The sequence below is a fragment of the Pseudarthrobacter sp. PvP004 genome, from assembly GCF_017876035.1.
GTDB lineage: Bacteria > Actinomycetota > Actinomycetes > Actinomycetales > Micrococcaceae > Arthrobacter > Arthrobacter aurescens_A.
In genome coordinates this window covers 2791569-2815431 of record NZ_JAGINL010000001.1, presented here as the reverse complement: position 1 = coordinate 2815431, position 23863 = coordinate 2791569, and the positions used below count along the sequence as shown (strand labels likewise).

The 23863-nt window shown below is 62.3% G+C and carries 23 protein-coding genes; 15 read left to right on the top strand and 8 right to left on the bottom strand.

Annotation, left to right across the window (positions count from 1 at the left end; translation table 11 throughout):
* The 4 genes from J3A64_RS12610 (at position 1) to J3A64_RS12595 (ending at position 4278) form a co-directional block, all read left to right on the top strand.
* Positions 1–981 carry a sugar ABC transporter permease gene (locus J3A64_RS12610; RefSeq protein WP_011773863.1) on the top strand — a complete coding sequence of 327 codons (981 nt, stop codon included), beginning with the start codon at positions 1–3 and terminating at the stop codon, positions 979–981.
* A 56-nt stretch (positions 982–1037) separates the two neighbouring features.
* Positions 1038–1907: a carbohydrate ABC transporter permease gene (locus J3A64_RS12605; protein WP_014921001.1), complete on the top strand. Its 870-nt coding sequence runs from the start codon at positions 1038–1040 to the stop codon at positions 1905–1907.
* A 5-nt stretch (positions 1908–1912) separates the two neighbouring features.
* Complete coding sequence (locus J3A64_RS12600) at positions 1913–3562, top strand: extracellular solute-binding protein (protein ID WP_210064448.1); 1650 nt, start codon at positions 1913–1915, stop codon at positions 3560–3562.
* 74 nt (positions 3563–3636) lie between these two features.
* Positions 3637–4278: a YesL family protein gene (locus J3A64_RS12595; RefSeq protein ID WP_286176303.1), complete on the top strand. Its 642-nt coding sequence runs from the start codon at positions 3637–3639 to the stop codon at positions 4276–4278.
* Here the strand turns inward: J3A64_RS12595 and J3A64_RS12590 are convergent.
* From J3A64_RS12590 to J3A64_RS12575, 4 genes are all read right to left on the bottom strand, one after another.
* A complete protein-coding gene (locus J3A64_RS12590) occupies positions 4275–5612 on the bottom strand; it encodes an amidohydrolase family protein (RefSeq protein WP_210064446.1) in 1338 nt (445 codons plus the stop codon). The two genes, J3A64_RS12595 and J3A64_RS12590, sit on opposite strands and share 4 nt — an antisense overlap.
* Before the next feature lie 304 nt (positions 5613–5916).
* Positions 5917–7818 (bottom strand): HNH endonuclease signature motif containing protein, encoded by a 1902-nt coding sequence (locus J3A64_RS12585; RefSeq protein ID WP_210064445.1) that lies wholly within the window; start codon positions 7816–7818, stop codon positions 5917–5919.
* A 42-nt stretch (positions 7819–7860) separates the two neighbouring features.
* Positions 7861–8355: a DinB family protein gene (locus J3A64_RS12580; protein ID WP_210064444.1), complete on the bottom strand. Its 495-nt coding sequence runs from the start codon at positions 8353–8355 to the stop codon at positions 7861–7863.
* The gene (locus J3A64_RS12575) at positions 8352–8783 is read right to left on the bottom strand and encodes a VOC family protein (RefSeq protein WP_011773870.1); all 432 of its coding nucleotides are present in this window, start codon (positions 8781–8783) and stop codon (positions 8352–8354) included. Before J3A64_RS12575 ends, J3A64_RS12580 begins: the two co-directional genes overlap by 4 nt.
* A gap of 241 nt (positions 8784–9024) precedes the next feature.
* Between J3A64_RS12575 and J3A64_RS12570 the strand changes: the two genes are divergently transcribed.
* Positions 9025–9714 carry a hypothetical protein gene (locus J3A64_RS12570; protein WP_014921006.1) on the top strand — a complete coding sequence of 230 codons (690 nt, stop codon included), beginning with the start codon at positions 9025–9027 and terminating at the stop codon, positions 9712–9714.
* A gap of 30 nt (positions 9715–9744) precedes the next feature.
* On the opposite strand, the gene J3A64_RS12565 is transcribed toward J3A64_RS12570, so the two are convergent.
* Together J3A64_RS12565 and J3A64_RS12560 are read right to left on the bottom strand one after the other, a co-directional pair.
* Complete coding sequence (locus J3A64_RS12565) at positions 9745–10245, bottom strand: GNAT family N-acetyltransferase (RefSeq protein ID WP_210064443.1); 501 nt, start codon at positions 10243–10245, stop codon at positions 9745–9747.
* Between the two features lie 52 nt (positions 10246–10297).
* Positions 10298–12655, bottom strand: a complete 2358-nt coding sequence (locus J3A64_RS12560) for a glycoside hydrolase family 3 N-terminal domain-containing protein (RefSeq protein ID WP_210064442.1) — start codon at positions 12653–12655, stop codon at positions 10298–10300.
* A 201-nt stretch (positions 12656–12856) separates the two neighbouring features.
* Here J3A64_RS12560 and J3A64_RS12555 point away from each other — a divergent pair, with 201 nt between their 5' ends.
* Genes J3A64_RS12555 through J3A64_RS12540 form a run of 4 tightly spaced genes read left to right on the top strand, consistent with a single transcriptional unit; the run spans position 12857 to position 16784 of the window.
* Positions 12857–13963, top strand: coding sequence for a Gfo/Idh/MocA family protein (locus J3A64_RS12555; RefSeq protein ID WP_210064441.1), 1107 nt, complete (start codon positions 12857–12859; stop codon positions 13961–13963).
* 28 nt (positions 13964–13991) lie between these two features.
* On the top strand, positions 13992–14954 hold the full coding sequence (locus J3A64_RS12550; protein ID WP_210064440.1) for a PmoA family protein: 963 nt from the start codon (positions 13992–13994) through the stop codon (positions 14952–14954).
* Between the two features lie 37 nt (positions 14955–14991).
* On the top strand, positions 14992–15738 hold the full coding sequence (locus tag J3A64_RS12545; protein WP_210066142.1) for a cupin domain-containing protein: 747 nt from the start codon (positions 14992–14994) through the stop codon (positions 15736–15738).
* 23 nt (positions 15739–15761) lie between these two features.
* Positions 15762–16784, top strand: coding sequence for a LacI family DNA-binding transcriptional regulator (locus tag J3A64_RS12540; RefSeq protein WP_011773878.1), 1023 nt, complete (start codon positions 15762–15764; stop codon positions 16782–16784).
* 9 nt (positions 16785–16793) lie between these two features.
* Here J3A64_RS12540 and J3A64_RS12535 read toward each other — a convergent pair whose 3' ends face one another.
* Entirely contained in the window at positions 16794–17036 is a 243-nt protein-coding gene (locus J3A64_RS12535; RefSeq protein WP_286176301.1) for a hypothetical protein, read from the bottom strand.
* A gap of 267 nt (positions 17037–17303) precedes the next feature.
* Here J3A64_RS12535 and J3A64_RS12530 point away from each other — a divergent pair, with 267 nt between their 5' ends.
* The 6 genes from J3A64_RS12530 to J3A64_RS12505 all read left to right on the top strand — a co-directional run bounded on the left by J3A64_RS12530 (position 17304) and on the right by J3A64_RS12505 (position 22615).
* Complete coding sequence (locus J3A64_RS12530; RefSeq protein ID WP_043469867.1) at positions 17304–18041, top strand: GAF and ANTAR domain-containing protein; 738 nt, start codon at positions 17304–17306, stop codon at positions 18039–18041.
* A 57-nt stretch (positions 18042–18098) separates the two neighbouring features.
* The gene (locus tag J3A64_RS12525) at positions 18099–19463 is read left to right on the top strand and encodes an MFS transporter (RefSeq protein ID WP_210064438.1); all 1365 of its coding nucleotides are present in this window, start codon (positions 18099–18101) and stop codon (positions 19461–19463) included.
* A 98-nt stretch (positions 19464–19561) separates the two neighbouring features.
* Positions 19562–20035, top strand: a complete 474-nt coding sequence (locus tag J3A64_RS23975; protein WP_210064437.1) for a helix-turn-helix domain-containing protein — start codon at positions 19562–19564, stop codon at positions 20033–20035.
* Between the two features lie 72 nt (positions 20036–20107).
* Positions 20108–21103, top strand: a complete 996-nt coding sequence (locus J3A64_RS12515) for an NADP-dependent oxidoreductase (RefSeq protein WP_210064436.1) — start codon at positions 20108–20110, stop codon at positions 21101–21103.
* A gap of 26 nt (positions 21104–21129) precedes the next feature.
* Entirely contained in the window at positions 21130–21984 is an 855-nt protein-coding gene (locus J3A64_RS12510; protein ID WP_210064435.1) for an alpha/beta fold hydrolase, read from the top strand.
* A 28-nt stretch (positions 21985–22012) separates the two neighbouring features.
* Positions 22013–22615 carry a TetR/AcrR family transcriptional regulator gene (locus J3A64_RS12505; protein WP_210064434.1) on the top strand — a complete coding sequence of 201 codons (603 nt, stop codon included), beginning with the start codon at positions 22013–22015 and terminating at the stop codon, positions 22613–22615.
* Between the two features lie 13 nt (positions 22616–22628).
* Here the strand turns inward: J3A64_RS12505 and J3A64_RS12500 are convergent, their stop codons facing one another.
* Positions 22629–23816, bottom strand: coding sequence for a TerC/Alx family metal homeostasis membrane protein (locus J3A64_RS12500; RefSeq protein WP_011773886.1), 1188 nt, complete (start codon positions 23814–23816; stop codon positions 22629–22631).
* Positions 23817–23863: the final 47 nt, after the last annotated feature.

Below are 23863 nucleotides of genomic sequence, written 5' to 3'. Positions count from 1 at the left end.
ATGGCACTACGACTGGACGTTCCCCCCAAGGTTGTCCCGGGCGCTGAACCCGGGCAGGCAAAGAAGCGGCGCGACAAGCCCGGCAGCTGGAAGTTGGCCCTCAAACGCGACTGGCGGCTCTACACGCTGTTGGCACTGCCGCTGCTGTACCTGTTGATTTTCAGGTACCTGCCGATGGCCGGAAACGTGATCGCGTTCCGCCAATTCCAGCCGGGCGGAAGTATCTTCGGCGAGAAATGGGTGGGCTTCAAATACATCACCCTGTTCATCAACGACCCCAGCTTCTGGCAGGCCTTCCAGAACACCATCATCCTGGGTGTCCTGACGTTGGTTTTCTGCTTCCCGATGCCCATCATCTTCGCGTTGATGCTGAACGAACTCAGATCGCAGAAGTTCAAGAAGTTCGTGCAGACCGTGGCCTACCTGCCGCACTTCATGTCAGTGGTGATCATCGCCGGAATGATCCTGCAGAACTTCTCCATGACCGGCACCGTGAACCAGATCGCGGAAACCCTGTTCGGAACCACCGTGAACTTCACGCAGGATCCGGGCTGGTTCCGGCCCATGTACATCAGCTCTGAGGTGTGGCAGACCATGGGGTGGGGTGCCATCCTTTACCTCGCGGCGCTGACCCGCGTGGATGAGTCCTTGTATGAGGCGGCCAGGATCGATGGCGCCAATCGCTGGCAACAGACCTGGCACGTGACCCTTCCCGCCATCAGGCCGACCATCATCACGCTGCTCATCCTGAACATCGGCACGTTCATGGCGGTGGGGTTCGAGAAGATCCTCCTCATCTACAACCCGCTCAACTACGCAACGTCAGATGTCATCTCCACCTACCTGTACCGGGTGGGTTTGGAATCCAGCAACTTCAGCTACGCGGCCGCAATCGGAATGTTCGAATCCGTCATTGGCCTCACGCTGATCCTCTCAGCGAACGCGATCTCCAAGCGCGTCGCAGGAACGAGCCTGTGGTGAACAAGACAGCTACTGCCATCAAGGGTGCTCCAGCCCAAGGCGTCCTCCTGAAAGACATGAAAGTGTCTACCGGCATGCGGGTCTTCCGGGCCCTCAACCTGGTGTTCCTGCTGCTCGTGGTGTTCTTGACGGCCTACCCGTTCCTGAACATCATTGCCCAGTCGTTCTCCAGCGAGGGCTTCATCAACGCCGGGCAGGTCAACCTGTTCCCTATGGGGTTCAATACCGAAACCTACAAGCTGATCCTGGCTGACTCCACGTTCTGGAACAACTACGGCAACACCGTGCTGTACACGGTAGTGGCGACGGCGATCTCCATGGTGCTGACCACGTCCTTCGCCTACGCAATCGCCAAGAAGGAACTCAAGGGGCGCAGCGTTTTCATCGGCCTTGCAGTGTTCACCATGTTCTTCAACGGCGGACTGATTCCCAACTACGTCCTCATCAGTTCACTAGGCATGCGAGACACCATCTGGGCTGTGGTGCTGCCGAACGCCATCAGCGTGTTCAACCTGCTCATCATGAAGTCGTTCTTCGAGAACATGCCCCGTGAGCTGGAAGAAGCAGCATCCATTGATGGGCTCACCCAGTACGGCGTCCTCTTCAGGGTTGTGCTGCCGCTCAGCAAGGCAATCGTGGCCACCATGGTGCTGTTCTACGCGGTGGCCAACTGGAACTCCTGGTTCCAGGCCTTCCTTTACCTCGACAACCCGGATCTCTTTCCGGTCACCATCTACTTGCGCAACATGATCGCCGGAGTCACCACAGCGGGCTCAGCCGGCGGCACAGCGGAAAACGTCGGCCAGATCGCCGCGAACATCCAGTCGGTCACCATCGTCCTGACCGTCATCCCCATCCTTTGTATCTACCCATTCGTCCAGAAGTACTTCTTCTCGGGCGTGATGCTCGGGTCCGTCAAGGAATAACACTTATGAAAGGGCATTCAATGATCCACAAGCGAGAGTTCCGTAGGCGCGACTTCCTTGGACTCGCATCCGTGGTCACCATCGGTCTGATGATGACAAGTTGCGACTCCGACACCGCCGAGAAAGTAGACACCACCAAATCCCGCAACGGTGCGATGGACAGCTTCAAGGTAGGAGACACCTTCAAGGCGACGGTGCCTTTGACGTTCACCTTCCTGTTCTCGGACCAGCCAACCTACCCGTACAAAAAGGACTGGCTTCTGTTCACCAAGATGGCCAGCGACAACAACGTCACACTGGAACCCACCATCGTTCCCAACAGCGACTATGAGCAGAAGCGCAGCCTGCTCATCAGCTCCGGCAGCGCCCCCGAGATCATCGCGAAAACGTACCCCGGGCAGGAAGCGGCGTTCGTTTCCGCCGGGGCGGTTCTCCCCGTCAGCGACTATGTGGACCTCATGCCGCACTTCCAGGAGAAGGTGAAGAAGTGGAAGCTTGAGCCCGAGATTGAAGCGCTCACCCAGGAAGACGGCAAGTACTACGTCCTTCCCGGCCTGCACGAGGAACTGTGGCCCGACTACTCGCTGTGCCTCCGGAAAGACATCCTGAAGAAGGAGGGGCTTGCCGAGCCCACCACCTGGGATGAGTTCCGCGAAGTGTTGCGGTCGCTCAAGAAGTCTTATCCCGACGTCGTGCCCTTCTCGGACCGCTTCAAAGGTGACTGCGTCCTCAACGTTGCCGCCCCGTCCTTTGGAACCGTGGCGGGTTGGGGCTTGGTGGATGGGCTGCAGTTTGATGCAGACAAGAAGGAGTTCGGCTTCGCTGCCGGCTCCGGCGAGTTCAAGGAAGTGGTGACCTACTTCAACTCCTTGGTTTCCGAAGGATTGATGGACCCCGAAAGCTTCACGCAGACCGACGACGCCGCCATTCAAAAGTTCGTCTCCGGCAAATCGTTTGTTATCAGTGCCAACTCGCAGAACGTCATCACTTACCGCACCTCCATGGAACAGACCTTGGGCAAGGGCAACTTCGAGATCGGCAAGATCACGGTTCCCGGAGGCCCGGCAGGGGACATCATCGGCGGGACCCGGCTGGAGAACGGCATCATGTTGAACTCGTCCGTAAAGGACAAGGACAGCTTTGTGGCGCTCATCCAATACATCGACTGGTTGTTCTACAGCGACGCCGGCCAGGAGTTCAGCAAGTGGGGCGTGGAAGGAACCACGTTCACCAAGTCCGGCGGGAAGCGCCAACTCGCCGCCGATATCAACTTCCAGGGACTCAACCCCGCCGGGACCAAGGACCTGCGGGTGGACTACGGCTTCTCTGGTGGGAACTTCGCCTATGGTGGCGCTACGGAACTGCTGCATTCCACGTTCAACGATGAGGAACTCGCGTTCCAGAAGGCCATGAAGTCCAAGAAGCCGCGCCCGGTTGCGCCGCCAGTGCCATTCAACGACGTCGACCGCGAACAAGCCACATTGGCGCTCACCCCGCTCAAGGACCACGTCAAGCAGAACACCCTCAAGTTCATTACCGGGCAGCGCGGCCTCAGCGAGTTCGACGCCTATGTGAAGGAACTCGATAGCAAGGGACAGACAAAGTACGTCGAGCTGGCGAACAAGGCCTACAAGGCTTACGCGGACAAGAAATAGTTCAGATGGCAGGCAGGGAGGCAGAATACGGGTCCGGGCCGTTATTCAAAGCGGCGGGCACGGTATACGGCGTTATGGTCAGCAGCACTTTACTGGTGCTGGCGAACGTGCTGGTTGTTCCACTGTTGCTTGGGGTTGGTCCTCTGGCGTTGCTGGGATTTATGCTGCTTGGACCCTCCGTTGTGGCTTCCTGCTACGCCTTCAACCGGCTCCTGGCAGGCGAGGACAGCGGGGTGTTCCAGGATTTCCTGAAGTCCTATCGGAGCAACTTCGGCCAGGCAGTGGCGGTGTGGCTGCCGTACATGCTTTTCCTCGGCATCATCGCGTTCAACCTGAGCGTCCTGCCAGGATCCGCTTCGCCGGGGTCCGGCGAAGCGGATCCTGTCCAGTTGGCCGCGCGGGTAGGGCTGGTAGGGCTCGCGCTCATGGTTTGCACTGCAGCCATGAACGCGATGCTCCTCCTGTCCCGCTTCACTTTCCGCACCAGGGATATCTACCGCTTGTCCGTCTACACCTTGGGCGCACAGCGGAGGGGGTCGTTGGGGAATGCCGGCATCCTGTTTGTCACCGCTTTTGTCCTGGTCATGACAACCGCCTGGCTGATCCTGTTCGTCGCTGGACTCGTTGTGTACCTGGCGTGCCTTAACTCCCGGCCATTGTTGGCGTCTGTTGAGGCCAGGTTCACGGTGGCCGCCGGGCCTTCCGAGGGCGGCTAGAGGTTCGTCCGGACTACAGCACCTTGCGCGATTACCGTGCTGACCTTCTCCAAAGCGGAGCCGTCCGTCAACGGATCGGAGTCAACCACCACGACGTCGGCCATCGAGCCGGTGACCAGCCGTCCCACGCTTTCGCCCTGTCCAAGCAAACGGGCAGCATTCGTGGTGGCGGCTTGGAGTGCCTCCAAGGGGGTGAGGCCGGCTTCAGCGAGCAGCCGGGCTTCGGTGCCGATTGGCGTGACATCCGTTCCGAAGGAATCTGTTCCGGCCACGATGGTGACGCCGGCATCCTTGGCTGCACGGACTGCGGCCTGCAAGATGGGTGTGTACTCCTTACCGCGGGCGGCCAGAATAGGGTTCGCAGAATTGGCCATGCTGGTGATGGCATCCATGGTGGGCGTGAAGAACGTCCCGCGTCGGGCCATCTCGCTGATGGTGTTCTCCGTCATGAAGACGCCGTGCTCGATGCTTCGGACACCGGCCCGGACTGCGCCATCAATGCCCTCGGCGCTGTAGGCGTGGCAGAGGACGCCGGCACCCTTGGCCGCCTTGACGATCGCTCCGATCTGGTCCACGTTGTGCACCAGTTCGCGGGGGTCCTGCTCGGGAAGGCCGGCCCGTGGGTTGGCGCGGGTCTTGATGACCTGGGCACCGCGCTTGAGGTTGACACGGGTGAGGTACGCAAGATCCTGGGGCTCCTTGACTCCGCCACTCAGCGTCGCCAAAGGGGCCAGATCCGGATCGGCCAAGAGGGAATCGCCCTGATCCGGGGAGATGAACAAGCCTGCCGGTGTCATCCTGGGTGAGAGACCGGGGGCCCACGACGGCAGGGCGGCCAAGGCAATGTCCTGGTAAAAGGTGCTAGAGCCGCTGCGGACACTGGTGGCCCCACCCTGCAGGAGCGCGCGGGCATCGGCCATCGCGTTGGCGTGGACGTGGGCATCGACGAGGCCAGGGAGCACCCACTTGCCCGAAGCGTTCAGTACGCGGGCACGCTTTGCGACGGCGGCCACTGCCTTCCGCGTCTCGTCGCGGCTTCCGACGGCGGTGACCTTGCCGCCGTCGAGAACCAGCACGCCGTCTGCCACGGCATCGCCGGTCTTGGGGTCCACCACGGTTCCACCCTCAATGATCACTGCTTGGGTAGGCAGAGGCTTGCCGGGGTAGTTCGGTCCGGACGGGGCGTTATCCGCGAGGGCCGCGGGCGCTGATGCCAACTGCGCGGCAATGCCCGCTACGGAGATCCCGGCCAGTGCGGCGGCTCCGGCGAGGATCCCTCGGCGAGGCAGTTCACCCTTGGGCGTGGGGGCTGCGGTGTGGTCGTGAAGGCACATCGTTGTACTCCTGGGGGACGAGCTGTCGGAGCCGCCATTGACGGCGGTATGCTTTTGGTATTCCAGAATGCCCCAGTCTCGCACCTCGATGCAAGTGATATCTGTGCCCATTGCGATAATTTCGGAGTTTTGGTATGCCAAAATGGGGACTCGCTTGTCGGGGACGTGGGGATCCTCTTCGTTGCGGGCACGGGCCGACACGGGGAGCTGCCCGGAAGCGAACAAAGTGTCGCGTGGCCCTCCCAATAATCAGACCCCGAAGTTCACTTTCACCTACGCCCGCGGCGTATCCCACGCAACACACTTATTTCTTGAGGGGTGTGTGGTGGTGGTTGCGTCGGGGTGTTTGGTGGGGGTCGATGTGGGGTGGGGGGATGAACCAGGGGATTCCTGTTGTCATGTCGATGCGCCATTGCTCCTTGTGGATGAGGTGGTGGTGGTGGCTGCAGAGCAGGGTGCCGTTGTTTGTGCCTGTGGTGCCGCCGTGGGACCAGTAGGTGGTGTGGTGGGCTTCGCACCAGGGTGCGGGCATGGTGCAGTCGGGGAAGGCGCAGCCTTGGTCGCGGGCGGTGATGGCTTTGCGGATGTGGGGTGGGAAGATCCGGGTGGTGCGGCCGATGTCCAGGACGCGTGAGTCGCTGCCGAGCAGGACGGGAAGGATGTCGGCGTCGCAGGCGATTTTGCGGATGGTGTTCGGGTGGATCGGGCCGGTGAACGTGGCTGTGCCGGTGCTGAGCCGGTTCCCGGAGCCGGGCTGGGTGGGGCTGAGTTGGAGTTGGTTGAAGAGGTCGCGGCGGTCGATGGTGACGGTGACTTGGGGTCGGAGGCCGCCGTTCGACGGGAGTTTCCCGGTGCTCATCGCGACGCTGCACGCACCGACGAGGCCGTCGAGAAGTTTCTGCGCCCTCGAACGCCGGTCCAGATCCGGGCCGCTTGATCCGAGATCTGCTTCTTGCATGGTTGCTTCGTCGGCTCCTGATCCGGCCGGGTAACCTGTGCCAGGTCCTTGATCCGGGCCTTCGCTGGGTGCCGTGCCGGACTCCGGACCATTGAGTCGGGGGTTGGTGGCGGCGTTCATGGCGGTGGTGAGGGTTTCGTATTGTTCGGCGGTGGCGAAGATTTCGAGGTGGTGGAGTCCGTGGCGGCGTCGGCGGCGGAGGAACGCGCCTTGGAGTTGGCGGAGTGCTTCTTCAGTGGGTTCGGGGCCGTCCTGATCGATGAGGTCGGTCCAGCGTCGGGCCATCTTGGCCACGAAGTCCGGGTCGGATTCGATGGCGGTGGTGGTGAGGGCGTGTTCCATGTCGGTGATGGTCCCGGGTTCTGCGAGGTGCCGGACTTTGTCCAGGGCGGTACTGATGATCGTCGCGGACCGGGAGGGCACCAAAGCCGATCCGATGGCGTCGGCGAGGATTTCACGCCGGGCCGGGACGTCCTGCCCGGTCATTCCGGCCTGGGGGAGGACCTCGGCGGCGAGTGCGAGCCTGCGCCGGGCCTCGCCGATACCGATCCGCAACCGTGCCCGCAAGAATTCCGCGGCGTTCCGATACCCATCATCCAAAAAACTGCCCGCCGGGGCCGTCGCCGCGGCATGGGCTACTCCCGCCAGGGCCGCACTCACGTGGGCCGCACTGTGGCTCGCTCCCGCCAGGAATGCTCCCGCCGGGCCGGCACCTGGTGACGCTGCGTCTCCAGCAACCGCCGAAGCACCGGCTGGCTCAGTCCACCCCGTCCGCCACTCCGGCGCTGCCGCCGACACCCCCGGCCGGGCTTGCTGAGCTTCCTTCCGGGTCCGTTCCACCGCCTGCGCAGCAACCAGCTGCAAATACTCCACCGACCGGGAGATCTCCTCGACCCTGCCGGCGAAATCCGCGGCCTCAACAAACCCCAACAGCAGGGCCTCGTCGGCGATGGATTCGCGGAGCGAGCTCAGGGCGTCGTCCGCCTGCGTCATACGCATACCATGATCCATGGCCACTGGGTTCACGTTTGCGGTCGAGCTGAATCCCGACGACCATGTCAACGACACCGGCCCGCGAGGCAGCTCACCGGCCCGGGGGCGATCCGCGAGGGTGCCTGCCGCCGTCGTGCTTTTGAACGCGGCAATCCTCCCTGGCACGCCTAGTGACTTAGCGGGGACGCCTCGTGGGAACATCGACGCGCGCGACACCCTAACCCGCTGCGCGAAGATTGTCCCGATGGCTCCCATGAAACAACCCTGTCATGGGGGTCTGACATTTTTAGCTCGCGGCTACGACGTGACCTGTTCCCGCAGGATATCGGCGTGACCGCAGTGCTGGGCGAGCTCCCGCAGCATGTGCAGGTAAACCCATCTGAGCGGCAGCGGACCGCGGCGGTTTCCCAGCAGAAGGTCGTCAAGCCCAAGGGGAGCCGCAGCCCGCCTGGAAGCTTCGCACGCCTCGCGGTGAGCTGCTTGAATGCTGGCAATGGTGTCGTTGTCGTCCAGAATGAACGACTCGTCGGGTGATGCCGGGATGCCAATCTCTGCGCGGGGCCTCTGCGTAATGGCTTCGTCGAACCACACTTTCTCCACGAAGATTGCGTGCTTCACCAAGCCTAGAAGAGTTGTGCGGGAAGGCACCAAAGGCCGTCGTGCTTGCTCTTCGGTGAGTCCATCCAAGCTGGCGTTCAGGGCCCTGCGGTGCTCCTCCAAGAAGCTATCGAACTGAGCTCGATAATCTTGGTTGATGACGTCGTCAGCGAACGTCGGAGGGAACGCAGTCATCCGAAAACCACCTTGCCGTCGTCGTCAACGCGCCAGCCGGGGTTGTGCGCGATCTCCCAGACGATTCCGTTCGGGTCCTTGACATGGCCGTGGAAGATGCCGCCGAAAGCGCCTGCTTGGGCGGGCTTCACCACAGTGGCGCCCGCCGCCGTCAGGGTGTCGATGGTGCTGGAAACCTCCGCCGCACTGCTCACGTTGTGTGAGAGTGTCACGCCGCTGACTCCCGGCGTCGGAGCAGTAGCGCCGAGGTCCTGATCGAACTTCGCGGCGTCGAACAGGCCGAGCATCAGTCCTGGTGCTACTTGGAAGAAGAGGATCTCGCCGGGAACATCCATAACCGGATCCCAGCCGAGCCCGTCCTTGTAGAACGCGCGCGCGGCGTCGAGATCCTTGGTGGCGAATGTGAGGAAATGCAGTCGCTGGTCCATACGGGCATCGTAGCGGGAAGGTACGACGGCAATGCCACAATGAGGGCATGGTTGAAGCAGCCCAGACCCAGCGCCTGCTTCAACGCGTGGCGCTGGCGATATCTGCGGCGACGTTAACGACGGCGGTCACCACGGGGTGCGGCCTCCTGCGTTCTCCCCACGAAACCACTCAACATCACGGAATAGGCAGACTTGCCGGGTCCTGTTGAGGCCCGGTCAGAGCTGGTGGGAGGATGGAGCAGTGGAACCCCTCTTCGATTTCCTTGGCAGTTACTGGTGGCTCATTTTCCCGATCGGCGGGATGGCTGGTGGCTGGGCAAGTCAGTGGTCCAAGGCCAGCGCAGAGCGGCACCGCCGGAAGGTTGAGTTGCTGAAGTTGCGGAACCAACTCGCGGTGCACGAGGAAGCCAACCAGGCTGAGGTTGTTTCGTTGATTGCCGCGCATGACTCGGTGAATCACAGGTGGCTGGATTACGAGCTCGACGTCGGCAACCTCATTGATTTCCCGCTCATGACGGACGTCCGCGAACCGCTCACCGTCGCCTTCCTGCGGGCCAAGAAAGAAGCCGACGGCTTGCGGCCCGCAACCCCGGAAGAAATTTCGACGCCGGCCCGGCTGGCTGAGTACCGCGCGGCAGTCCACAGCTACGAACTCGCTTTCGACGTTGCCGAACGGGAAGCCAGGCGTATCAAAGATGGTAACTTCACCGGCCCTGAGCGGCAACGGCTGGCTACGGCACGGAAGCTGCTACGGATCGCGGAGGACACCGCAGCCACGCCCGCCGAACGTCAAACCGCGTACAAACGAGCCCGCAAGGAACTGGATGGCTTGATCGTCCTGCCCGAGGCGACCGTTGCCGCGCTGGAGAGCAAAATCATCAGCATGCTCGACACTCGCAGGGACCCGGAAACGGATGTCCGATCTGCTTGACGCAAAAAGGGGGTCGGGACGCTACAACAGCTAGCTGAACTCAACGCCCATCACGGTCCGCACCATGGATCCGCCCAGATCGTCTTCAAGGTGCCGCATCCCAATAGCCTCGGCAACCCGTCGCGACGCAACGTTGTCCGGGTGGATGATCGCCACCAGTTTGGTCGTCCCGAGCAAAGTCCGGGCATATTCCATACACGCCAAGGCCGCTTCCTTTGCATACCCCCTGCCCTGAAGCTCCAATCGCACGTGGTAGCCCACCTCGAGCTCGGGCCGCCCATTTACGTTTTGCCATGTCAGCCCGCAGTCGCCCACGAAGCCGCCGTCGTGCGTTTCAATAATCCAGAGCCCAAAGCCTTCGCGAGCGTAATTCGCCTGGTTCCAAGCGATCCAAGCTGCTGCTTCTTCCCGGGTTTTCGGCGCCGGGTAGTACGTCATGACCGCGGGATCGCCGAGCATCGAGCTCATCACGTCCAGGTCAGACGGTGTCATTTCGCGGAAGCGCAGCCTGTCCGTCGGGTGGGGGAGCATCTCAAAAGCCTACCGACACCATGCCTGTACCTTCAGCAGTAGTGCCGGTACGTTAGCGCTGCCGCACCTCCACCGGCGTCAGCATCTCCCGCTCGAACCCCACAACTCGTCGCGGCCCGTGCAGGATGACCTCATGCGAAGCAACATCGGACACGCTGGACGTGGAAACGTGCAGCTTCACCAGCCCTGACGTCACCACGCGCTTAAGGTCCAGCCCGGTGAAGGACGTGCGGTCCGCGTGAACCATAAAATCCACGACGGCGGATTGGCCGGCTTCCAGTTCGACGCGGGCGTAGCCAATCAACTCGCGGACGGGACGAACCACTTCGCCCACCGGGTCCGTCAGGTACAGCTGGACAACTTCAGCGCCAGCACGCGAACCAGTATTCGTCACAGAGCAACTCACAACCACCGAGTCCGACGTCGACATCGTCGGCGCACTGCGCTGGTGATCGGACAGCTCAAACGTCGTATAGGAAAGGCCGTGCCCGAAACCGAACAGCGGCGAGGGGTCCAGCGCGCTGACCCCGCTGGGACCGGCGAGCTTGGAATGAAGGTACGTGCCTGGCTGGCCACCGGAGGTTCGGGGCACCGAGACAGGCAACTTGCCGGAAGGATTCACGACGCCGGTCAGCACATCCCAGAGTGCCTCGCCACCTTCTTCGCCGGGGAAGAAGCCTTGGACGATCGCGTGTGCCCGGTCAACAAAGTCGCCCAGTGCGTAGGGTCGCCCGCTGAGAACCACCACCACGGCACGAGTTCCGGACGCCTCGCATGCAGAGAGAACACGGTCCAGCATCCGGTGCTGGTCGCCGGGGAGGCGGAGGTCCGCGGCGTCGTTGCCTTCGCCCGAGGTGCCCCGGCCAAACAGTCCGGCGTTGTCGCCGACCACCACCACACAGGTGTCCACGCCGGACGCTACACGGCAGGCTTCGGCAATCTGCTCGTCCGTGGCCGATTCGCAATTACCGGTGACTGAGCTGAGCACAGATCCGTACCGCCCAGCTGCAACGGCCGCGACTGAAGGAACAGAGATACCCATCGGCACCTCGGGATGCGACGCACCAACATGGGCGTCGAAGGAGTAGCAGCCGAGCATGGCGAAGGGGTCGTCGGCCAACGGACCCACAACTGCCAGGGAGCCCACCGGTTCGAGTGGCAGGGCCGGAGCATCACGGAACTTCCTGTTGCTCAACAACACCAGAGACTGGGCGGCCACCTCTCGCGCCAACGCACGGTTCTCGGAGGAATCCAACTCAATCGGACCAGCCTCACTACTACCGGACAGCACCGGAGGAACGGCCGAGAAGTCGGGCGACAACAGCCCAACCTCAGCCTTCTGCGTAAGGACCCGTCGCAGTGCCTCGTCAACCACGGATTCGTCCAGTACTCCGTCGCGGATACGACGCAGCAGCGGCTCACCAAAGCAGTTCACAGTAGGCAATTCCACGTCAACGCCTGCGGACAGCGCCAGCACGGCAGCGTCACCGGAGTCAGCGGCTACTCCGTGGGTGATGTCCAGGAACGCGACGCCGAAGTAGTCGCCCACTACCGTCCCGGCGAAGCCCCAGTCCTCACGTAGCAGCCCGGTGAGAAGGGCGCGGTTCGCGGCGGCCGGTACGCCATCGACGTCGGTGTAAGCGTGCATCACCGAACGCGCGGCCCCGTGGCGGATCGCCATTTCAAACGGCGGCAGCATGACGTCGGCGAGTTCTCGGGGGCCCATGGAGACGGGCGCATGGTTGCGGCCCGCCTGGGAAGCTGAGTAGCCCACGAAGTGCTTGAGGGTGGCCACGATTCCGGTGGTTTCCAGGCCCTGCACGTACGCGGTGGCCACCGTGCCCACCAAATACGGGTCTTCGCCGATGGTTTCCTCCACCCGGCCCCAACGGAGATCGCGGACCACGTCCAGGACGGGGGCCAAACCTTGGTGAATGCCCAAGGACCGCATGGTCGCTCCGATACGGGATGCCATTTCCCGCACCAACACAGGGTTGAAGGTAGCGCCCCAGGCGAGTGGTACAGGGAAGGCCGTGGCCTTCCAGGCAGCCAGACCGGCCAGGCATTCCTCGTGAACCTGCGCTGGTATTCCGAAGCGGGAGGCGGCCATGATCTGTTCCTGGGCTGCGGCCAGGCGGCGCGCGCCTTCGGAGGGTTCCACGGGGACGGTGCCGTACATGCGAGTGATCTGCCCGAGTCCGTTGGCGATGATGTCATCCCAAGAACGCGTGTCACCGGCCATCTGGCTTTGCAAGGGAGCCACGGAATCGCCGTCAGTGGATGCGTTGACCCACACTCCCACCAGTTGCGCGAGCTTTTCCTCAAGGGTCATTTCACGGATGAGGTGCTCCACGACGTCCGATGCGGATATGCGGGCAAGTGCTTGCTGATCGGCGGCGCCGGTGCTCACAGGCTTCTCCTTGGATTCTGACGATGATTTTTAGAAACTATCAGAAATCTACGTTTACTTTACATAGCCCGTATCCCTTGACTTAGCTTGACCGCTCTCCATAGCGTTGAGCACTGACGGGAATTCAGTCATGGAAATTCCTCACATGGCGATACGAAACTTTCGTACATGATCAAGCAAGCTCGACGGAGAGACTCACACATGCAGACGTACAAAGTGGCCATCGTGGGCACAGGTGGAATCGCGGCAGTGCACGCATCCAACCTCGCCCGCACAGACAATCGGGCCGAGTTAGTGGCCGCATGCGATGTTGACGACGCACGCCTACAGGCCTTCGCCAACAACCACGGAATAGCCGGCCGCTACCAGAGCCTCACGGAGCTGCTTGCCGAGGCCAAGCCGGACATCGTGCATCTCTGCACACCGCCCATGATGCACATTGACCAGGCAATTGAGTGCCTCGAGGCCGGGGCGCACGTGCTGTCAGAGAAACCGCCGGCCTTGAGCCTGGCCGACTTCGATCGCCTCAACGAGGCCGAAGCCAGAGGCGGCGCGCAGTTCTCCTGCGTGTTCCAGCACCGGTTCGGCGATGCCTCGGCAGCCGCACGGAGCCTGATCGGCGGCAGCGACTTTGGCCGCCCACTCGTGGCCCGCTGCGATACCCTTTGGTACCGCCCGGACGAGTACTTCGACCTACCTTGGCGTGGCACCTGGAAGGCGGAGGGCGGCGGACCCACCATGGGGCACGGCATCCACCAGTTCGATCTTCTCCTCCACCTGCTCGGTCCGTGGGAAGAGGTCAGCGCCATCGCCTCAAGGCAAGCTCGCGCAACCTCCACCGAGGACTTTTCCGCCGCGCTGGTCCGCTTCGACAACGGCGCCGCCGCAACGGTGATCAACTCGTTGCTTTCACCGCGCGAAACTTCGGACATCCGCGTCGACTGCGAGTTCGCCACCATCGAACTCAGCCACCTTTACGGCTACAGCATCAAGGATTGGACCATCACGGCGGCACCCGGACACGATGAGGCCGTTTCAGGTGCGTGGACCGGCCAACCGTTGGAGCGGGGGAGCGGACACTCCGCTCAGTTCCTTGCCATGTATGACGCGCTCGACGCCGGGCTGCCGCTCCCAGCCGGCGCGGACTCAGCGCGGCAGACGCTGGAGTTCGCTGCCGCAATTTACGCTTCGGCCTTCACCGGACGAGCTGTGCGCCGCGGGGAAATCGTCCCCGGCCATGCCTTCTACGAGGGCATGGACGGCGACGGCCGCGGTACCCGTGTCCTGGCCTCCACAGCCCGCTTCTAAATTCCTTCACTGAAACCGGAGAACCCTTATGACCACCACCGCCCAGTCCGCCGTGACCGACACCCTTAGCTATAGCGACGACGGCCGTTCCCTAACCTTCACGGTGGGGGACCAAGACATCGCGAGCTACACCTACCTCCCGGCCGATGACCAGTACGAAAGCCCCCGCCCCTACTTCCATCCACTGACCACCTTGGAAGGAGACGAAGTCACCATCTCCCGGCCATGGGACCACGTGTGGCACAAAGGTCTTTCCTGGGCGCTGCCGAACGTAGGCGAGCACAACTTCTGGGGCGGAGCCACCTACACACGGGAGACCGGCTACGCCAACCTGGACAACAACGGCGCCATGAACCATCAGGCGTTCACTAGCATCGAGGAATCCGGCACCTCCATTACCGCCACAGAAACAATGCTTTGGACTGTCCAACCCGTCGGACCCGGGCAGCAGGGCCAACCCTTCATCAGTGAAAAGCGTCGCTTTGCCATCCAACTCCTTCCGGCCGGAAACGCGTGGGCACTCCTCTTCGAAACCACCATGGAGAACGTCTCCGGCAGACAGATCGACATCGGAAGCCCCACCACGGAAGGCCGCGACAACGCTGGCTACGGTGGCCTGTTCTGGCGTGGACCCCGATCCTTCACCGGCGGTGAGTTCCGATCAGAAAACGGGACCGGCGCGGACGAGTTCATGGGCACCCGCTCACCCTGGATCGCCTTCACTGGCCAGCACGACGTCACATGCCGGAAGTCCAGCATCCTGTTCGTCGAGGACCAAGCCAATCCTGGCGCCGCGAATCAGTGGTTCGCCCGCTCCTCCATGTTCGCCTGCCTCGGCTCGGCCCCGTTCTTCAGCGAAGTAGTCCCCCTGAAGGTGAGCGAACCGCTCAGCTACCGCTACGCCGTCGTGATTACCGACGGTTCGCTGGAGGATGAGCAAGCCGCCGCGCTCGCCAACGCCGCTAAGTCCGCGCTGGATGCCTGGGCCTGACATGTGCACCTCACCTGACATGCGCACTTCACCTGACATGCGCACCTCTTTCCCGGGTGCCACGGCGGTGTCTGAGGTCAGCATCTACGATTGGCCGGGGTTGGACGGCGCAGCCGGTGGGTCTCCGCATATGCACACGGCATCGACGGAGGCCTATGTAGTGCAGCAGGGGACAGGCCGCTTGGAAACCCTGGATTCGCGCGGCTTTACCTCTACTCCGCTCGCGCCCGGGACTGTTGTCTGGTTCACGCCCGGCACTATCCACCGCGCCATCAACGACAGTGGCGACCTCAGGGTCCTCGTGGTGATGCAGAATGCCGGGCTGCCGGAGAATGGGGACGCCGTCCTGACTTTCGCTGCCGAGCACCTGGTGGATGTCGACGCGTACTCTCGCGCCGCAACCTTGGTGTTCAAAGACGCCGACGCCGGTGACGCTGCAGCTGAGGCGGCTGCGCGCCGTCGTCGGGATCTGGCGTTGGAGGGGTATCTGGAGCTGAAGGCCGCGGTGTTGGAGTCGGGAGTTTCGGCGCTCGCGGAATTCCATGCGGCAGCGGCGGGTTTGGTGAGCGCCATGACGGAAGGCTGGCGGGACCTTCTCAGCGGGGGAGCGGAACGGCAGGCAGCCGTGACGGGGCAGCAGTTGGATTCTCTCGGGTCGTTGGAAAGTTTCTACTTGCAGGAGGCGAGGACTACGATGGGCGAACGGAAATCCCGCAGGATCTATGGCATGTGCGGCCGGATCCAAGCGTGGGAAGTTTCCGAAACTGTCGTCGCTGGGACGTAAATTCCGGCTGGAAGGTGGGGACCGTGGTGACCAAGCAGGATTCAGGGCGTGCAACGATCAGCGAGATTGCGCGGGAGGCTGGCGTCTCCGTGCCCACGGTTTCCAAGGTCCTCAACGGCCACGCGCACGTCGCCGCGGCTACCCGCGCCAAGGTCGAAGAGATCATCGCCAAGCGCGACTACGCCCGCAGGCCTGCCAAGCGCAGCAAGAAGGCCGGCCTCATTGACCTGGTGTTCCCTGGCATGGGCTCCGAGTGGGCGTGCGAGATCATCGAGGGCGTGGAACGCGTGGCTCAGGAAGCCGGTTACGGCACCGTGGTCAGCAGCCTGTCGCTGGACGGTTCGCGGATCCGCCCGTGGCTGGCGAACCTAGCAGAGCGCAAGTCCGACGGCGTGCTGCTGGCTGTTTACGAACTGGACTCCAAGCAGATCCAGCGCATTAAATCGCTTGGCATTCCCGTGATCCTGATCGATCCAGTGGGGCAGCCGGGACCGGACCTCATGACGGTTGGCGCCGCCAACTGGGACGGTGCTTTCTCGGCAACCGAGCATCTGCTGAAGCTTGGCCACACCCGGATCGGCATGATTGGCGGCCGTGAGGATTTGCAGTGCAGCAGTGCCCGCGAGGACGGGTATTTGGCGGCGTTGCGGCGAGGTGGGGTTGAGGCTGATTCTGCGCTCATGGTTCCGGGTGACTTCTCCACCGAGTCGGGAGCCCGGGGGACTGAAGCTCTGTTGGCACTTCCCGAGCGGCCGACGGCGATCTTCACAGGTAACGATGCACAGGCCCTCGGTGCCTACCGCGCAGCCCGATCCGCTGGGTTGCGCATTCCGGAGGACCTCTCCATTATCGGCTTCGACGACATTCCCGCTGCCGAGTGGATCGAGCCCGGCCTCACCACCATCCGCCAGCCAGTGGTCCAGATGGCCGAGACTGCCATGCGCGCACTCCTCCGTCACCTTGAAGGGGACGAGGAGTTGCCGCAGAGGATCGAACTGGGAACGGAGCTGGTGGTGAGGGGCTCGACGGCGGCCCCGGCTTCCTAGCGCTCTTTCCTAGCCCCGGCCGCCGTCGGGCGCTCCGTCCGCACGATGACGGCCCTGTCCGCCTTTGCGATTGCCGTTGGGTGAGTCCTCGTCCATGGCGTTTGAGCCTTCGCTGATGGAGGAGTGAACCTGGATGTCGTCGTCCTTCTCTCCGGGTTCGGGGACATGCCCGTCGTCGACGGGATCGGAGGTACCGGCGAGGTCTTCCATTACGTTTTCGGTGGCCTTGCGGATGCTGTCTTCTACGCCCATCAGATGACTCCTTTGTACTAACTGTCCGGATGGCGGATCTCGGATTGTGATAGTAAGCATACTTACTTTTCGGGTTGCGTGAAACCCTTGCCTTAGTTGACAAATGGCACATTCGGACTCACGTATCCGCAGGTCAGGCCGTTCCGTGCAGCACTTTGTACCGTTGATCGTTGGGCGATAAGGTATTGCCAGACCGTTTTGCAGAGGGCGGCAATATTCGCTCCTTTGCTGTCTGCTGGGGACGCATTTCAGTCAGTAGGAACGTGCATGGTCAACCCCCGCCCTGAGCAGGAAGCTCTCCAGAATGGATACTTTTTGGATCTCGTCCTGGGCAGCGAAGACGTCGAGGCTTTTCTCGGCGATCTGGCGGCTTTCTCCGCCGAAAGCCTCTCGCACACAGAAGCACCCGTCTTCTGTGGCATCACCGTATTGCGTCGCAAGAAGTCGGCCACCGCAGCCAGCAGCGACGATCGCGCCAGAGCAATGGACGAGCTTCAAAACGACTTTGATGGCCCTTGCCTCACGGCCATGGACAAGCTCACGCCGGTGATGGTGCCAGACCTTCTTCAGGAACACCGCTGGCCCGACTATGTGCAGGCTGCCTCGCATTCAGGGCTGCGATCCATCCTGAGCGTCCCGCTTTTGGTGGAAGGCGATACGCGTGCGGCGTTGAACCTTTACTCCGAGCAGCCGGACGCGTTCAGCGACGCGGACGTAGAGCGGGCTGAAGTTTTCGCATCGCACGCCTCAAAGTCGTTGCGGCTCGCCCTGAAGATCGCGCAGCTCAGCGATGCCCGGAACGATCTTGCAGCGGCTATGCAGTCCCGCACGGTGATCGATCTTGCGGTCGGGGCCATCATGGCTCAGAACCACTGCAGCCAGGACGAGGCCTTCACCATCCTTCGCACCGCGTCCAGTAACCGCAACATCAAGCTGCGGCACCTGGCCAAGTCGATCATCTCCGCAGTTTCATCAGGGAAGATCACCACGCACTTCGAGGAGTAGGTCCGCCCACCGAACCTGTTTCGTGACCCGAGGCAACCATGGAGCAGACTTGGACGGGTGACCGCCAACAAACCTCGTCCCGGCCTCGCAATTGCTGCGCTGAGCCTCGGGACGGCGCTGAACCCGCTGAACTCGTCCATGATCGCCGTCGCGTTGGTGGTGTTGCGGGAGCATTTCGAGCTCGACGTCGCCACCGTCACCTGGGTGATCACCTCGTTCTATCTCGCATCCGCCGCCGGCCAGCCCCTGATGGGCCGGCTCGCAGATCGTTTCGGTCCGCGACGCCTGTTCATGTTCGGCATGGCCCTGGTGGCGGTCACATGCGCGATCGCGCCGTTCCTGCCCAACTTCGCCTTGGTCTGTGTGGCCCGCGCGCTCATGGCTGTAGGGACCGCGACGGCGTACCCGTCCGCCGTCGTGATGGTCACCGAGCTGAGCCGGCTGGCCAATTTGCCGTCCACGCGGCCGTTGGGCCGGATCCAGATGGCGAACACCTCGGCGGCGGCTGTTGGGCCCGTGGTGGGAGGGCTCTTGGTGAGCCTGGTCGGGTGGCAGGCGCTCTTCGCGATCAATGTGCCCATCGCCTTGCTGGCCATGATCGTGGTCTACAAAGTGGCGCCTGTGGATTCCGGGCGTGAGACCGGCAGGCTCGGCCAACTGATCCGCGATTCGGACATCCCCGGCATCCTGGCGTTCGTCACCTCACTAATGCTTGCCATGATGGCGCTGCTCAACGTGATGCCCGGCTACCGCTGGTATCTGTTGGGTGCTGCCACTGTGATCGGCGCGCTGTTCGCCTGGCGCGAGCTGCGCTTCCAACCGCCGTTTCTGGACCTCCGTCTGCTGGGCAGGAACCAGCCGCTGCTGCTGGTCTACCTGCTGTTCGTCGTGTTCAGCGGCGTCTACTACTTTGCGTTCTTCGGCCTTCCGCAATTGCTGCAGGAGGCGGGGCATTACGACGCCGGCGTGGTGGGCCTGCTCATGCTGCCCCTCGCGGCGTTGTCGGTTGTGGTGACGCCACTAACCGTGCGGTTCATTGAGCGGTTCGGCGTGCGTCCCGTCCTGATCACCGGGGTGCTGATCCTGACTATTGCGGCCGGCACTCTCGGGTTCCTGACCATGACTCTGTGGGCGCCGCTGGTGTTCGTGCTGACGGCGTTGATGGGTGTGCCGTACGGGGTGGTCAGCACAGCGTCTAACCAAGGCCTCTACGTTTCTGCCCGTCCCGAAGAAAGGGGAGTGGCCGCCGGTATCTTCCAGACCTGCCGCTACCTCGGAGCCATCACCGCGACCGTACTGATTGGCGTGCTCTACGGCCCGGGCGTGAACCAGGCGAACTGGGGGACCATGGTCCTGGTGATGCTTGGCCTCAGTGTTGTAGTGCTGGTGCTTGCGGTGATGTGGCGGAAGCCAGCGGTTTAGGGGTTTAGCGGGATCAGCAGTCCCACCGCGCCAGCAATGGAGAGTGCTGCGCGTACGTGATTTGCCGGAACCCAGCCCCGCAAGAACTGGCTCCAATCGTGGATGGCGCCCTGGGGCAAGCGGTTGTTGAGCGGCGGATCTTGGACCTTCTCCTGCTGCAGTTGGTGCGCATCAACGCAGACCGCGCCGAATCCGGCAATCCGAGTTGGGCCGCTGGAACCCGCGATCCTATCGTTACCCGGGCACTCGCGGCCCTGCACCAGGAACCGGCGGCGCCATGGACCGTGGCTGAATTGGCACTGAGGTGCCACGTCTCAAGGGCGACCATGGCCGCCCGCTTCCGTGCCGCCGTCGGGCAGTCACCCATGGCTTACCTGACCACGCGGCGACTGGCGCTGGCCGCGGACAGATTGGCGTCCAGCACCGTCACCACTGCCGTGATTGCCGAAGAAATCGGCTACAGCAACGCCTTCACGTTCATCGCTGCGTTTTCGCGCGAATACGGGGTCAGCCCGAGTGGGTACCGCAGGTCCGCGTCCTTCCCTCCCGGGGTAAGCGCCGTCAAGCCATAGAACTGCTCCTTGACCAAATTACTGAGTGCGCTCATAATTGAGTTAGGTCAGTAATTATCCAAGGAGCGTTCCATGAAAGCCTTCGTCCTCACCCAATACAAGCAACCGTTGCAGCAGATAGACGTCCCGGAGCCCGTGCTCGGGGATCATGACGTGCTGGTCCAAGTGAAAGCCGCCGGACTGAACCAGCTCGACGAGAAGATCAGGCTGGGGGAGTTCAAGCAGGTCCTCCCCTACAAGCTGCCGCAGGTTCTTGGCCATGATGTGGCCGGTACCGTTGTGCAGATCGGGGCGAAGGTGCGGTCCTTCAAACCCGGCGACGAGGTGTTTGCACGCCCCGGAAATGACAGCATCGGGACGTTCGCGGAGCGAGTCGCTGTCGCCGAGGAAGACCTGGCCGTCAAGCCGGCAACTATCAAAATGGAAGAGGCCGGCTCGCTTCCGCTGGTGGCATTGACCGCGTGGCAGGCACTCGTTGAGCGGGGCTCCGTGGGCCCGGGCCAGAAAGTACTCATCCACGCGGGTGCCGGGGGAGTGGGCTCCATCGCTATCCAGCTCGCTAAGTACCTCGGGGCCACGGTAGCTACTACGGTCAGTGCCGGGAACAGGGACTTTGTTCGGGAACTCGGAGCGGATGTGGTGATCGACTACCGGACCGAGGACTTCACCGAGATCCTTCACGACTACGACCTGGTCCTTGACAGCCTCGGGGGCGAGAACCTGGAGCGCTCCTTGAAGGTCCTGAAGAAGGGTGGCCGGGCCATTGGCATCGCAGGGCCGCCGGATGCCGGCTTCGCACGCCAGCTGGGCGGAAACCCAGTTCTGCTCGGGTTGATGACCCTGCTCAGCTCGCGTATCCGCCGCCAAGCCCGCCGGTTGGGAGTCACGTACGAGTTCCTCTTCATGCAGGCCAACGGCAAGCAGTTGCGCGAGATCGCAGCACTCATCGACGCCGGAGACATCAAGCCAATAGTGGGACGGGTCATTCCGTTCGATCAGACCTCCGACGTTCTGGCAGCCCTTGATAAGGGCGGGGTCCGCGGCAAGACCGTTGTTAGCCATCTCTAACCACTCACACCGACAGGACGAACATCATGAGCAGTGAACAGCAAAACCAGAGCAGCTACCTCCAGGTGCCCGCTAAAAGCGTGACGGCTAACGGGGTCAGCTACGCATACCGTGAAATGGGGCCCAAGGGCGGAATCCCAGTAGTCTTCCTGATTCATCTCGCCGGGACCATGGACAATTGGGACCCGCGCATCATCGATCCCATCACCGAGAAACATCACGTGATCACGTTCAGCAACCGCGGCGTGGGCGCCTCAACGGGAACCGTCCCGGACAGCATCGAAAGCATGGCCGACGACGCCGCGAGCTTCATCAACGCCCTCGGGTATCAGAAGGTGGATCTCTTCGGTTTCTCACTCGGTGGCATGATCGCCCAGTCGCTGGTAGTGAAGCATCCCGGGCTTGTCCGCAAACTTGTCCTGGCTGGTACCGGTCCTGCTGGCGGGGAGGGCATCCAGAAAATCATCGGTATCACTTACTACGACATGCTCAGGGCTACCCTCACCCGGCAGGACCCCAAGGAGTTCCTGTTCTTCAACCGGAACACCGCCGGCAAGCCCGCTGCGAGGGCGTTCATTAATCGGCTCAAGGAACGCACCACCAACCGCGAGGCGCCCATCAAGCTCCAGGCGTTCCAGACCCAACTGAAGGCCATCAGGCGGTGGGGGCTGTCGCCGTCGGCCGATCTGGGAGTCATCACCCAGCCGACGCTGATCGCCAACGGCGACAACGACCGCATGGTGCCCTCCAAGCTTTCCGGCGACATGCACCGAAGGATTCCGGGCAGCGAGCTGGTCATCTACCCCGATTCAGGGCACGGCGGCATCTTCCAATTCCATGACAGGTTCGTCCCAGTAGCCCTCGAATTTCTTGGCCGCTGATTTGGCGGACCGCTGATACGGTAGCTGAATGCAGCCTGCGCCCCAGACAGTTGGCCGACGTGAGCGGAATAAGCAGGAGAAGCTTGACCGCATCACCGCGGCCGCACGAGAACTTTTCACCCAATACGGAGTGGATGAGGTCACCACCCAGCAGGTGGCTGAAAAGGCCGACGTCGGATCGGGAACCTTGTTCCTCTACGCCAAGACCAAGGCGGAGCTGCTGCTGCTGGTGCACAACATGAAATACGCCGAGGCGCTCGCCTCGGGCGTTGAGGCCGCTTCCACGGAGAAGGCTGTTCTCGACGCAGTGATGGCCATCATCAGTCCCATCATTGAGTGCAACCGAGTCCAGATCGAGAACGGCCGAACCTACCTGAAGGAAATCGTCTTCGGGGATCCCGCCGAGCCGCACCATGCAGAAGCGCTGTCTCTCACCATTCGCACAGAAGAAGCCATCGCCGAGATCCTTGGCCGGGACGATCAGCTGGTTGCCCGCGTTCCGGCGAAGCTGGCGAGGATTATTTCATCGATCATGTTCGTCAGCATGTCGTCGTCGGCCACCATGGGATTCACAGACGCCCAGGTTGGCGACGAGATCCGGGATCAGATCAGCGTGCTCCTGGGCGCCTGACGTTTGACGGGCCTTATCGGTTGAGGAACGCCTCGTGTTGGCGGTGCGCTTCGGCGACCTGCTCGCGGATGGTCTCCACGTCCTTGGCCTTGTTCCTGTATTTCAAAGGCATCTGCACGATCTGGGCTTCTTCCGCAGTCAGGGCCCGGTAGATGCGCTCACGCTCGTTGGCGTCGGCCGTGTAGTCGAGGTCGAGGTAGTTGACGGCGTGACGGCGGGCGTTGTTGATAGCAGTCTGGGCCTTGCCCGCGGGGCTTATCAGTGAGAGCACCACGGTGATGATCAGGACGCCGATGATGACGCTCAGCGAAAGGCCCGTGGTGATTTCGATGACGTTGACGTGCTCGCCGTCGTTGATGAACGGCAAGTTGTTCTCGTGCAGGGCGTGCAGGATCAGCTTGACGCCGATGAAGGCGAGGATGGCCGCCAAGCCGTAGGAGAGGTAGATGAGGCGGTCCAGCAGGCCGTCGATTAGGAAGTAGAGCTGGCGCAGGCCCATCAGTGAGAACGCTGTGGCTGTGAAGACGATGAAGACGTTCTGCGTCAGGCCGAAGATCGCCGGAATGGAGTCCAGGGCGAACAGGATGTCCGTGCCGCCGATGGCCACCATTACCAGCAGCATGGGAGTAAGGGCCCTCTTGCCGTTGACCATGGTGAAGAGCTTGTCGCCGTCGTACTTATCCGTGGTGTGGAAGAGCTTCTTGGCCATGCGGATGATGAAGTTGTTAGCCTGACCGTCCCCGTGGTCGCCGGGCTTGAGGAGGTTGCCGGCCGTCAGGAGCAGGATGAGACCGAAGATGTAGAACACCCAGGCGAACGAGTTGATCAGCGCAGCGCCCAGAAAAATGAAGCCGGTCCTGGCGATCAGCGAGAATACGATGCCGAAGAGAAGGACCTTCTGCTGATCTTCACGCGGGACCCTGAAGCTCGCCATGATGATCAGGAACACGAAGAGGTTGTCCACCGAGAGGGCCTTCTCCGTGATGTAGCCGGCGAAGTACTCCGAACCCATTTGGCCGCCGCCGAATATCAGGACCAGGACTCCGAAGAGCACGGCTAACCCTACGTATATGGAGGACCAGATGGCTGCTTCTTTGAGCGACGGGACGTGCGCCTTCCGAATGTGGAAGAAGTAGTCGAAGGCGAGCAGCGCCAGAATAACGACGATGGTGATGCCCCAAATGAGGGGAGAGACAGTCATATGATCCTGCTTTCGTGAGGTGCGGCGTGGTACTCACCGAGGGTCAG